Source organism: Algoriphagus halophilus (assembly GCF_900129785.1).
GTDB lineage: Bacteria > Bacteroidota > Bacteroidia > Cytophagales > Cyclobacteriaceae > Algoriphagus > Algoriphagus halophilus.
In genome coordinates this window covers 966,415-979,332 of sequence record NZ_FSRC01000002.1, presented here as the reverse complement: position 1 = coordinate 979,332, position 12,918 = coordinate 966,415, and the positions used below count along the sequence as shown (strand labels likewise).

Here is a 12,918-nt window from a genome sequence, read left to right as displayed (position 1 = left end):
ATTAAAATGCTTTTAAACTGATATCCATACTTTGAACGGAATGAGTCAGTGCTCCCATCGAGATAAAATCCACCCCACATTCGGCAACTGGCACCAAGGTATCCTCCGTAATTCCTCCTGAAGCTTCTGTTTTGAATTGATCTCCAATCATAGCAACAGCTTTTCTCATGGTTTCATAGTCCATATTGTCGAGCATAATGAAATCCACTCCACCCACTTCGATCACTTCAGCTACTTCTCCCAAATTTCTGGTTTCCACCTCAATTTTTAAATCCAGATCATGCTCTTTCAAATACGCTTTGGTCTGGGTAATCGCCGGTTTAATTCCCCCTGCAAAATCCACATGATTATCTTTAAGCATCACCATATCATATAAGGCAAAGCGATGATTCACTCCTCCACCAATATGCACGGCCCATTTTTCCATTAGCCTGAAATTTGGAGTGGTCTTCCTGGTATCCATCAACCGGGCTTTGGTATGTAGGATTTTCTCGGTGAGTCGATGGGTGATTGTCGCGATTCCAGACATGCGCTGCATGCAGTTTAGCACCAACCTCTCCGAGGATAATATGGAAGCGGAAGAGCCTTGAACAGTCAAGCCAATGTCTCCATATTGCACCGGATCTCCATCTTTAATCAGCAATTCTACCTTCAGAGATGGGTCATACATTTTGAAGATTTTCTCGGCAAGTTCTATTCCAGCGATAATTCCTTCGCCTTTGATCAGCAGTTGAGCTTTTCCTTGTTTTCCTTTCGGAATGGAGGCCAAAGAGGAATAATCTCCAGGTCCTATATCCTCTTGAAATGCAGATTTAATAAATGCTTGGACGGCCGATTCCGTCAGGTAGGCTGGTTTCATGTTCCAAAAATAGGCAATTTGAAAAGCTGGAAGTGAAATTTTTTTTGAAAATGAATTAACCTTTTACAAACTCCAGGCTATAAATTTTCAAATTTGAGTCCTGCTGAGAAACCTTGATAAAAACTTTGAAAGTTCCCTCACCACTTAAATAATCTCCAATAAAGGAGCTTAAACTTGGATTTGTCTCGCTACTATAGACGATGGTGAAGCCTTTAGAAGGGTTCTTTTTAAAAAAATCCCGAATAACTATTTCAGCTTGATTTCTGGAATAACTCCCTTGCTGCCCATTGACATTCAGAGAGATACTGGATTCAAAATACTTGGCAAGCTCGCCACTGGAATTGGTACTAATGGCCGTAATCACTGGGTCAATAGACAAATCCTCCTCCACTTCAAATGAAGCAGTATGAAAAATGAATAGTAATGAAAAGAATAGGTTCAATATGGCCATCGACCTATCTTGGCAAATACTAAGCCAAAAGTAGAATTTTTTGGCAGAGTTACTGGTTATTAAAAATGAATAGACAAATCCTGTCAGTAAAAGTTAAAGAGTCGGGATTGGGTCGAAAATTAATATATTTGCTCCATGGACAAGAAAGTACTTTTAATGATTTTGGATGGCTGGGGTATCGCCACCGACGCATCCGTATCTGCGATTGATAAAGCTAATACGCCGTTTGTTGATGGCTTGTACACGAAATACCCGCACGCAAAACTTGAAGCTTCAGGCCTTGCAGTAGGATTACCCGAAGGTCAAATGGGTAATTCAGAAGTAGGTCATATGAATATTGGTGCAGGAAGAGTAGTGTACCAAGACTTGGTAAAAATCAATCAGGCAGTAAAAAATGGGGATTTAAACACCCATCCTGTATTAGTCGAAGCTTTTGCAAAAGCCAAAGCTTCCAAGAAAAAAGCACATTTTATTGGACTAGTTTCAGATGGTGGAGTGCATGCACATATCGATCACTTGAAAGGGCTTTGCGATGCGGCTAAGTATAACGGAATGGAAGATGTATTCATCCATGCTTTTACCGATGGTAGAGACACAGATCCTAAAAGTGGAATCAAATTTTTAACTGATTTACAAGAACACTTGAACACTTCTACTGGACAGATAGCAAGTGTTATTGGGAGATACTACGCCATGGATCGTGACAACCGATGGGAAAGAGTCAAGCTCGCCTATGATGCCATGGTCAAATCTGAAGGAGAAAAGTCCAAAGACATCTTAGCTTCTATTAAAAAGTCTTATGAAAACAATGTAACGGACGAGTTTATTAGACCAATTATCCACGTGGGAGCAGACGGCAAACCATTGGCTCACATCGCTCCAGGTGATTTGGTAATTTGCTTTAATTTCAGAACAGATAGAGGTAGAGAAATCACACAGGTTTTGACTCAAAAGGATTTTGAGGATTTCAACATGAAAAAACTCGATCTGGATTATGTGACCTTCACTAATTATGACAATACCTTCAAAGGTGTCAAAGTCCTTTTCGAAAAAGACAATCTAAACAACACCTTAGGTGAAGTATTGGAAGCGGCAGGAAAAAAACAGATCCGTATTGCGGAAACTGAAAAATATCCACACGTGACTTTCTTCTTCTCTGGAGGTAGAGAAGATGTTTTTGAAGGGGAGAGTAGATTGCTTTGCCCATCTCCAAAAGTAGCCACCTACGACCTTCAGCCTGAAATGAGTGCCTTTGAAATTGCGGCCAAAATCAATCCCGAATTGAACAAGAAAAGCGCAGACTTTATTTGCTTAAACTTTGCCAATGCCGATATGGTGGGTCATACGGGTGTGTTTGATGCAGCAGTGAAAGCTTGTGAGGCCGTAGATAAAAGTGCTGAAAGTGTAATCACCACTGCCTTGGATAACGGGTATACCATTATTGTCATTGCTGATCATGGAAACAGCGATATGATGATCAATGAAGATGGTACACCAAATACAGCTCACACTACTAATTTAGTCCCATTCATCATGGTAGACGGAAAAGATCAGATTCAGGTTAAGGATGGAAAACTAGGTGATTTAGCGCCTACCATTTTGAAGCTTATGGGAATTGACATTCCTAAAGATATGACTGGAGAAATCTTATTAGCATAATGAAATACAACATCAGTTTTATTGTACTACTATTTGTCTTTTTAACAGCCTGTAGTGGAGGGGGAAATAATGGCAATTCCTTAGAGGTATTGCCTTATTTCGACCTAAAAGGATACATGGAAGAAGCAATCAAAGGCTTGGAAGCAGCCGATGTAACAAAAATTTCAAGAATTAACGGAGAAGAATCACAGGTAGAAGTTAAATTAACAGAGGAGGAATGGAGAGAAGAATTGGATGTCTTTTTTGAATCAGACATCAACAAACCTTCTTTGATCACCGCCTATGATACAGAAGTAAAAAATGAATACCTGATTCATAATTTACTTCCCGATGCAAAAGGGGAGGTAAAGAATATCACGGTAAGTATCATTGACGATAAGGTACATTTATTAACTTTAAAAATTGCCAAGGAAAATATTTTCTATAGTTCTGTCACAAACGCAGAATTCTATATTTCCAAAGCCACCGAAAAAATTGATCATTATACCATAGAAACCACCCAAAAAATCTGGTTTCTAAAGCCCAATAATATCAAAATAATGGGTGCTTTAAGGTTCAAATAAAAAAAGGCTTTTGAGAATATACATCTCAAAGGCCTTTCTTTTTTCAAGGAAATTTATTGGTCAAACAATGGTGGTCTTTTTGCCTGCCAATCCGAATGGTTCTGTATAAAATCCCCTAACTGGACCAATTTCTCTTCTTCAAACAAATTTGCTAATAAGGTAATGGAAGTTGGGCTTCCTGAATCATTGAATCCATTAGGTAGGCAAAGTGCGGGATGCCCTGTTAGATTCGTAATTCTTAATTGTGGCCCTGCAAAGGATGGTGTAATGATGACATCATAGTCTTTCATTAATTCATGCATTTCCTCGATTAATACCGTTCTCTGGCGACTCAACTGAACATATTCCACTGCAGGAATAAACCTTGCTGCACGGAAGGAATTAGGCCAGGCTCCCTTATGCTGTGCAACCAATTGATCATCCCATCCATATCGGGTCAATTCATCAAAAGCAGCTGCCCCTTCCACCATTAACATCATGACAATGGGACCTGCCTCAATGGTGGTTTTCAATTCCAAAGGATGTAATTCCAGCCCTTCTTTTTTTAATAATTCCAATACATTGAGATCGTTTTGACTTACCCGGTCGCCTTCAAAATAAGGTTTGAAATAACCGATTTTCAGGTCCTTTATTGATTTTTTGGAATCGTAATTAAATGAGGCAGGAATAGTACTGGAATCTTGATCATCGGCGCCATTGATGATGGAAAGTACGATTCCGTCATCCAATGCCGATCTAGAAATCGGTCCAATTTTATCCATGGACCAACTCAAGGCCATCGCCCCATTTTTGCTGACTCTTCCATAGGTTGGTCTTAAACCAGTAACTCCATTTCTCGTGGAAGGGGAAACAATAGAACCCAGAGTCTCTGTTCCTATTGCGAAAGGTACCAAACCAGCACTAACAGCAGATGCAGATCCCGCCGAGGAACCACTGGATCCTTGATTCAAATTCCAAGGGTTTTTAGTCTTCCCTCCATACCAAACATCCCCCATTGCAAGGGCACCTAAGGTGAATTTACCCACCAAAACCCCTCCGGCATCGTTCAGTTTTTGAACAACTGTAGCAGTTTGGTCAATTACCTGATCTTTATAAGGCATGGCTCCCCAAGTGGTTTTGCTTCCTTTTACAGCAAGTAAATCCTTGATACCATAAGGAATTCCATGAAGAGGGCCCCTATAGTTTCCGGATTGAATTTCTTGATCCATTGCCCGAGCCTTCTCCAAAGCAGTTTCCTCCATTAAAGTGATCAAGCATTGAAGTGTATCTGAGTAAGTTTTGATTCTGTTCAGATAAATCTTCGTAAGGCGTTCACTACTGATTTTTCTAGATTTTATTAAAACTGCCAATTCATGAACAGGTAAATAGGCGATATCCGATTCCTTTTCAGGTAAATCGACAGATGCTGGAAGCCCCCAATCATAGGATTTTTGGGTCAAATCTGGACTGAAACCCTTGGGAAGCGGATTAAATACAAGGGCAGGTGCCACAGAATTATCCAGGTCTACTTTGCGTAAGGATTCATAATTGGATAGCTGATTCTTCAAATTAGAAATCATGCTATCTTTTTCTGATACGTTGAAGGAGAGTCCAATTAAATTAGAAGCCTCCTCAATACTTGCAGGAGTGATTTCACCAGCCCTTTTTCCTAAAGTAAAACCTAAAGCAAGACAGGTGCTTGCTCCTAGAATAAGCAGAAAACCTTTAGTTCGGATTCGATTATTAATTTTCATTGGATAGTTTTGTATAATATCAAGGTATTAATTCATTCAAGATCTTCAATAAACCAAAATAAATCAAACCACTCATGGATGAGCAAACTCCATTTCCTGTATTCCCCATGTACTTTAGAGGAATCCTGCTACTTACAGGAATGTATACCATCGCCTGGTCAGCATTCTTCAAATGGTTTGGACCTGATCTAATCAACTGGCTAGCGATGGGAACCAAAGGCATAGAAAATCTTCCTGCAAACTATTATGGGACTTTTGGAATCCTGGTGGGGATTATCATTTTCGTCAGCGCTTTTTATCCTGTAAGCTGGGTGTATTTGATTTTGGCTGGAATTACAGGCAAGCTCATTTTAGCAATTTGGTTTACGCTAGGCTTTCTTCCGGAAATTACTTGGAACAAACGAAGTGGATTTCATTTGATTGTCAATGAATTGCTTTGGCTCATTCCTTTGATTGTGATCTTCCTAAGAGGTTGTCAGGTAAAAAATTTCTTGGAGAAAAAGGAAAAAGGATAACACTTTTTCTCCAAATGAACGATTGGAGATGGATATCTCCTATATCTCTCCTACTCCATACTAATTAGATAGGAATAATCTGTTTAGGAATCTTCATGAACTTTCCTATTCATAAGACGAGTAACAAAAAAAAAGGACTCGTAAACGAGTCCTTTTTTGAATTTATTATGCCTATTAAAGGATAAGGATTAAAAGCAAAATGATGATGATGATTGCTCCTACTGAAAGAAAAATACCATTTTTTTCTGCTTTAGCTTCTGCTTTCATTTCCTTCAATTCAGTTCGAATATCTTTGATTTCGTCCTTACTCATAGACTTAAAGTCCATTGCTTTGATCTCATTCAATCTAGCTTTCATTTCTGCAGCTCTTATTTTCTGAGCCTCCGTTAACTCTGTTTTTCCTTTTTTCGATTCATTTTCAATGGCTGGTTCAGCATGAACGAATTGGATGGAAAGGAATAGGGCAAAAATTGCTAATAGCTTCTTCATAAAATAAATTGTTTAAGGTTAGGTACTGAAAATATCAATAAAGCCGCCAATTTTTGTCCCAGATAATATTGAACCAAAGTTTAGAAGCTTTTCAACATCTATTTTTCTTAACTTACAAAGACAAAACTTAAGCTTAATTCGAATCAAAATAATTTAATAATGCCTCAAAAACAAGCACACAAGCTTTTTTTACTGGACGCCATGGCACTGATCTACAGGGCCCATTTTGCATTCAGTAAAAATCCCAGAATCAATAGTAAAGGTTTGAACACAGGGGTGATGCTTGGCTTTACAAATACCCTACTTGAGGTTCTTGATAAGGAAAAACCTACCCACGTTGGGGTCGCCTTCGATACTCATGCCCCAACCTTCAGACATGAGCAATTTGAAGCCTATAAAGCAAACCGCCAGGAGCAACCAGAAGATATAGGTGTTGCGATTCCGTGGGTAAAAGAAATCGTAAAAGCATTTAATATCCCTATCCTTGAAATGGATGGATATGAAGCAGATGACATTATCGGAACCTTGGCAAAGCAAGCTGAAGCTGAAAAGTTCACGGTTTATATGATGACTCCTGACAAAGATTATGGTCAATTAGTAGATGAACATATATTTCTGTACAAACCAGCTTTTATGGGAAATGGCGTGGAAGTCATGGGACCAAAACAGATTTGCGAAAAATGGGACATCGAACGGGTGGATCAAGTTGTCGATATTTTAGGCTTGATGGGAGATGCTGTGGACAACATCCCAGGTATACCGGGGATAGGGCAGAAAACAGCCGTCAAACTTCTCAAGCAATATGGTTCTGTAGAAGAATTAATCAAGAATACAGATGACCTGAAAGGAAAGCAAAAAGAAAACGTAGTCAACTTTGCGCAGCAAGGCTTATTATCAAAAGAGCTCGCCACCATCAAAGTGGATGTACCAGTGGCATTTGTGGATGAAGAGTTACAATACGATGGCTTCGATGAGGAAAAACTAAGGGCTTTATTTTCGGAATTGGAATTCCGAACTCTTGCCAGTAGAATTTTCAAAGATGGATCTGGCAAGAAAGCCTCGATTAAGAAGAATGACCAATTGGGTTTATTTGGGGAAAGTCCAGCCGAATCGAGTAAGCCATCTATAGAATTTGAAGAAGAATCAGTCAACGCTGAGCCTGTTCAGGAAGCGGCTACCATTCATACTACTGCGCACCAATACCATAAAATTTCTGGAAAAGAAGCTATTCAAGAGCTGGTTTCATACCTCCTTCTTCAGGAGGAACTCTGCTTTGACACGGAAACTACTTCTGTCAATGCAATGGAAGCAGAGTTGGTTGGAATCTCATTTTCCTACCTGCCAGGAGAAGCCTATTATATTCCTTGCCCTGCTGATAGAACAGAAACCCTAGCCATTTTGGAGCTTTTAAAACCAGTTTTTGAAAATGAAAAAATTCAGAAAATTGGACAAAACGTAAAGTATGATCTTTTGGTCTTAAAAAATTATGAGATTGAAATCAAAGGAGGTCTTTACGATACCATGTTGGCTCATTATCTCATTGAACCAGAAGGAAAGCATTCTATGGACTGGCTTTCTGAACATTACTTGAATTACAAACCTGTATCCATCACTGAACTCATTGGTAAAAAGGGGAAAAATCAGGGAAATATGCGGGATGTAGATGAGGATGAAGTCACAGAATATGCTTCAGAAGATGCTGATATTACCCTACAACTCAAAGAAAAGCTAGATCCACTTTTAAAATCAAGTGATTTAGAAAAACTGTTTTATGAGGTCGAAAATCCTTTAATCCAGGTTCTTGCCGATATGGAGTTTGAGGGTGTCAGAATTGATACTAAAAGTTTGGCAGAAATGTCTTTGTTACTGGAAAAGGAAAGCAAGGAAATTGAAAATCGAGTGTATGAAATAGCCGGGGTACGATTCAATTTAGCTTCTCCAAAACAATTAGGAGATGTACTTTTTGAGAAACTCAAGCTGGACCCTAAAGCGAAAAAGACCAAAACCGGCCAATATGCTACTGGCGAGGAGGTACTGAGCAAATTGGCAAATGAACATGAAATTGCCCGTGCAATTTTGGATTTTAGGCAAATGGTCAAATTGAAGTCTACCTATGTGGATGCCTTGCCTACCATGATCAATTCCAAAACAGGAAAGATCCATACTACCTATAATCAATTTGTAGCAGCAACAGGAAGATTATCATCTATCAATCCAAATCTCCAAAATATTCCTATTCGTACCGAGCGAGGAAGAGAAATCCGAAAAGCATTTGTACCTCGAGACGAAAACCATATTCTTTTAGCAGCAGATTATTCACAAATAGAATTAAGGATTATGGCCGCTTTCTCAGGAGATGAATCCATGATCGAGGCTTTTAAAAACGGAAGAGATATTCATGCTACTACAGCAGCCAAAATTTTTCAAGTGCCATTAGAAGAAGTGACTTCAGATATGCGTAGAAAAGCCAAAACTGCCAATTTTGGGATCATATATGGCATTTCTGCATTTGGACTTTCTCAACGACTTTCTATTTCCCGAACTGAAGCCAAAGAAATCATCGATGCCTACTTTAAAGAGTTCCCTGCCGTCAAAGAATATATGGATGGAGCTATAGAAAAAGCCCGAAAAGATGAGTATGTGGAGACCATTTTGGGGCGTAGAAGATACCTGAGGGACATCAATAGCAGAAATGCCACCATGAGGGGTTTTGCTGAGCGAAATGCCATCAACGCACCGATACAGGGTTCTGCAGCTGATTTGATCAAAGTTGCCATGATTGATGTGCACCGTTGGATGAAAAAAGAAAAACTAAAGTCCAAAATGATCCTTCAGGTTCATGATGAATTGGTGTTTGACGCACATAAAGACGAAGTAGAGATCTTAAAGTCCCATGTACCGGGATTGATGTCAAACGCCATCAAAATGGCAGTTCCTGTAGAAGTAGAAGTAGGAACCGGAAACGATTGGCTGGAAGCCCATTAATTGATTTGAGATTTAGGATGTCAGAGGTATGGTTTAATTCTACTATTATCATTTACGGATACAATCTTCCTATCTATTTAAAATCTAATTGATCTTAAGCCATATCGTACCCTTCTTTCTAATTAAGTGTTTCGCATTTTCTAATATCTAATGGCCAAAATAAAAACCTCCTTTTTCTGTCAAAACTGTGGTGCCCAAAGTCCCAAGTGGTTAGGAAAATGCCCTGCCTGTGGTGAATGGAACACTTACGTAGAAGAAGTAATCCAAAAGGAAGAATCAGGTAAAGGGAATTGGAAACCTGCCGGATCTACCAACAAGAAAGCTAATACACCCAAGAAAATCCAAGAGGTAAACTATGAAGAAATGCCTCGGTATGTCACTGGAGATGCAGAATTGGACCGTGTGCTTGGAGGGGGAATCGTTCCAGGATCATTGGTATTGATTGGTGGAGAGCCCGGAATTGGTAAATCCACCTTAATGCTACAAATCGCATTAACCTTAGCAGGCAAAAAGATTTTGTATGTATCCGGAGAAGAAAGTGAAGCGCAGATCAAAATGAGGGCAGATCGGATGGAAGCCCATAATCCTGATTGTTATGTGCTTTCTGAAACCAACACCCAACATATTTTTCAACAAATCGAAGTCCTTAAGCCTGATTTGTTGGTCATAGACTCCATTCAAACTTTAAACTCTCAGTATGTTGAATCAGCGGCTGGATCCGTCTCCCAAGTCCGTGAATGTACAGCGGAGTTGATGAAATTTGCGAAGGAGACCGGAACTCCTGTATTCCTGATCGGACATATCACGAAAGATGGTTCAATAGCTGGTCCTAAAGTATTGGAACATATGGTTGATACAGTACTTCAATTTGAAGGCGATCGGCATATGAGCTATAGGATTCTTCGAACCAGCAAGAACCGATTTGGTTCCACCCATGAGTTGGGTATTTATGAAATGCGGGTAGAGGGTCTTCGTCCTGTAGCGAACCCTTCTGAAATCCTCTTGACGCAGCGTGAAGAGGTTTTGAATGGGGTTGCAATTGGAGCCATGATGGAGGGGAATCGACCTTTGCTGATAGAAATCCAATCCTTGGTCAGTCCTGCTACCTACGGAACTCCGCAACGAAGTAGTACTGGTCATGATGCAAAGCGCTTGAATATGCTATTGGCAGTATTGGAGAAAAGAGGAGGTATGAGGCTAGGGCAGCAAGATGTTTTTCTGAACGTTGCAGGGGGGCTTCGGGTAGATGATCCTGCTTTGGACTTAGCGGTTTGTGCAAGCTTAATTTCAAGTTATGAAGACACTCCAGTCTCCGAACATATTTGTTTCGCTGGGGAAGTGGGTTTAGGAGGAGAAATCCGGGCGGTACACCGGATCGAAAACCGAATTGCAGAAGCAGAAAAGCTGGGCTTCAAAAAAATCATTGTATCCAAATATGCAGTCAAAGGCCTAGATCTAAAAAAATATAAGATTGAGGTTTTGGCAGTCAGCAAACTGGAAGAAGTGTATCAGAAGATTTTTTGATTTAGGAAGTGAAATAAAGCACAAAACTTATTTCTAAATTGTTTTGAATTGAAAAAAACAATGAAGTAAAAACGCTCTATCCCTGAAAATTGCCCTATTTTCTATGGTTTGGACTTTAGGATTCCGTAAATTCAGAATCCATTTTAAATCCAACCTATGAAAAAGTTCATTTATTCTGTTTTTACCCTCTTGCTCACTGTAAATTTTTTGCAGGCGCAAGACCTATCCATCAAAGTCGGTGATGAGAATGTTTCCATGAAAATTGGCCAGACCCTGCAATTAGAAGCAGCGGTGGTAGATGCCTCTGGGAATAAAGTTGCCGATCGTGATTTTATTTTTTATTCCAGAAACCGAAGAGCCCTTTCTGTGGTGGATAGTACAGGAATGGCAACTGCTGTAAAACATGGCGAGTATGATGTCATTGTGATCAGCCCAGGGAACCCGCAATTAAGATCTAATATTAAGGTCACTATTGAACCAGCTGCCATATCAAAAGTGGATTTTGGAACCATTCCAGAGAAAATCTATTCCGGAATCACGGTTCCATTAGAATTGACTGTAACAGATGAAGCTGGATTTGAAAGACCTGAAAAAGTCATCACCTTGACATCCTCTGACGAAGACATTGTATCAGTAGCTCCTTTTACCAAATTGATTCCTAAAAAAGCTGGAAAGGCTCAAGTGACAGCAACGGTGGATGGAGTAAATGAAACCTTGGAAATCAATGTGATCGAGAACCCAATTGCTAAAATCCTTTTGAAATCCGATAAAGTAGAAGGACGATCTGGAGATGTATTTACTCTAAATGCATTGGCCTTAGATAAAGACGGTAATGAAATAAGTGACGCCCCCATCAATTATTCTTTTACTGGAGAATCTTTTGATGTATCTGCTGCCCCATCAGGTTTAATGACAAAAGAAGGAAAATTTGTGGCAGATGAACCAGGTTTATATGTATTGAATGCTACTTCTGGACCAGCAGCGGCATCTATTACCGTACAAGCCAATGAAAGAAACATCACACGAAAGATTGACTTAATCGGTCAAGGCTCGGTGAACAACAAGCATACTTCCGATTTGTGGGTATGGGAAGGAATAGATGGAAAAGATTATGCGGTAACAGGTACATGGGGAGCAGACGGAACAGCTTATTTTTGGGATGTAACAGATCCTGCAGGTATCCAATTGATAGATTCTGTAAAAGTGGATGCCCGTACTGTCAATGATGTAAAAGTATCAGAAGATGGAAAAGTGGCTGTAATATCCAGAGAAGGTGCCTCTAATAGGAAAAACGGATTGGTTATTATTGATGTAAGTAACCCAAGGGATGTCAGTATCATTTCTGAATTTTCGGAGAACCTAACAGGCGGGGTACACAATGTATTTATTTACAAAAATCATGTCTATGCGTTAAGCGCAGGTAGAAAATATTACTCTATCAACATTGAAGACCCTAGCAAACCTAGAATAGTGGGAGAATTTGAGTTAGATACCCCTGGTCATTCCATTCATGATGTTTGGGTGCATGATGGGATTGCCTATTCTTCCAATTGGTCCGATGGGGTACAATTAGTGGACGTTGGAAATGGTATTGCAGGAGGTACACCTTCTAACCCGGTACAATTTGCAAGCTATGCTTATCCAAGTGGATCCAATCATGCTGCTTTCCCTTACAAGGATGAAAAGACCGGAAAATTTTATGTAATACTGGGAGACGAAGAATTCCCATATGGTTTGGATCCTGACGGTCGTAAACCTGCAAGAGCAGCTGGCTTTCTTCACATTATTGATTTCACAGATCTAAAAAACCCAAAAGAGGTTGCTTGGTTCCAAGTTCCTTTTGCAGGATCCCACAACTTCTGGATTGAAGACGATATTTTATATGCAGCATTCTATAATGCTGGAGTAAGAGTGGTTGATCTTAGCGGTGAATTATTAGGTGATCTAAATCGTCAGGGAAGAGAAATCGCCTGGATTGTCCCAGAAGATCCAGATGGATACATTGCCAATGCGCCTTTTACCTGGGGAGCACAACCGCATAAGGGTCATATTTTCTACTCTGACTGGAACAGTGGATTATGGTCTGCGAAACTACAGCCGGTAGTTCCAAAAAATGCTACCATTGAGAACAAATAATTGA

Annotated in this window: 10 protein-coding genes; 6 read left to right on the top strand and 4 right to left on the bottom strand. The window is 39.8% G+C overall.

Annotated features, from left to right (window positions below; translation table 11 throughout):
• Position 1: 1 nt before the first annotated feature.
• On the bottom strand, positions 2-859 hold the full coding sequence (gene nadC / locus BUR11_RS16085; RefSeq protein WP_074225986.1) for a carboxylating nicotinate-nucleotide diphosphorylase: 858 nt from the start codon (positions 857-859) through the stop codon (positions 2-4).
• A gap of 55 nt (positions 860-914) precedes the next feature.
• Entirely contained in the window at positions 915-1,310 is a 396-nt protein-coding gene (locus tag BUR11_RS16080) for a DUF4783 domain-containing protein (RefSeq protein ID WP_074225985.1), read from the bottom strand.
• Between the two features lie 135 nt (positions 1,311-1,445).
• Between BUR11_RS16080 and gpmI the strand changes: the two genes are divergently transcribed.
• Positions 1,446-2,969 carry a 2,3-bisphosphoglycerate-independent phosphoglycerate mutase gene (gpmI, locus tag BUR11_RS16075; protein ID WP_074225984.1) on the top strand — a complete coding sequence of 508 codons (1,524 nt, stop codon included), beginning with the start codon at positions 1,446-1,448 and terminating at the stop codon, positions 2,967-2,969.
• Positions 2,969-3,532: a hypothetical protein gene (locus BUR11_RS16070; protein WP_074225983.1), complete on the top strand. Its 564-nt coding sequence runs from the start codon at positions 2,969-2,971 to the stop codon at positions 3,530-3,532. The genes gpmI and BUR11_RS16070 overlap by 1 nt, the downstream gene beginning before the upstream one ends.
• Before the next feature lie 53 nt (positions 3,533-3,585).
• On the opposite strand, the gene BUR11_RS16065 is transcribed toward BUR11_RS16070, so the two are convergent.
• Positions 3,586-5,265: an amidase gene (locus BUR11_RS16065; RefSeq protein WP_074225982.1), complete on the bottom strand. Its 1,680-nt coding sequence runs from the start codon at positions 5,263-5,265 to the stop codon at positions 3,586-3,588.
• A 74-nt stretch (positions 5,266-5,339) separates the two neighbouring features.
• Here BUR11_RS16065 and BUR11_RS16060 point away from each other — a divergent pair, with 74 nt between their 5' ends.
• The gene (locus BUR11_RS16060) at positions 5,340-5,780 is read left to right on the top strand and encodes a hypothetical protein (protein ID WP_074225981.1); all 441 of its coding nucleotides are present in this window, start codon (positions 5,340-5,342) and stop codon (positions 5,778-5,780) included.
• Positions 5,781-5,954: 174 nt separating this feature from the next.
• Here the strand turns inward: BUR11_RS16060 and BUR11_RS16055 are convergent, their stop codons facing one another.
• Complete coding sequence (locus BUR11_RS16055; protein WP_074225980.1) at positions 5,955-6,269, bottom strand: hypothetical protein; 315 nt, start codon at positions 6,267-6,269, stop codon at positions 5,955-5,957.
• Between the two features lie 159 nt (positions 6,270-6,428).
• Between BUR11_RS16055 and polA the strand changes: the two genes are divergently transcribed.
• The 3 genes from polA (at position 6,429) to BUR11_RS16040 (ending at position 12,914) form a co-directional block, all read left to right on the top strand.
• Positions 6,429-9,254 (top strand): DNA polymerase I, encoded by a 2,826-nt coding sequence (polA, locus tag BUR11_RS16050; protein WP_074225979.1) that lies wholly within the window; start codon positions 6,429-6,431, stop codon positions 9,252-9,254.
• A gap of 150 nt (positions 9,255-9,404) precedes the next feature.
• On the top strand, positions 9,405-10,778 hold the full coding sequence (radA, locus tag BUR11_RS16045) for a DNA repair protein RadA (RefSeq protein ID WP_074225978.1): 1,374 nt from the start codon (positions 9,405-9,407) through the stop codon (positions 10,776-10,778).
• A 156-nt stretch (positions 10,779-10,934) separates the two neighbouring features.
• Entirely contained in the window at positions 10,935-12,914 is a 1,980-nt protein-coding gene (locus BUR11_RS16040; protein WP_074225977.1) for a hypothetical protein, read from the top strand.
• Positions 12,915-12,918: the final 4 nt, after the last annotated feature.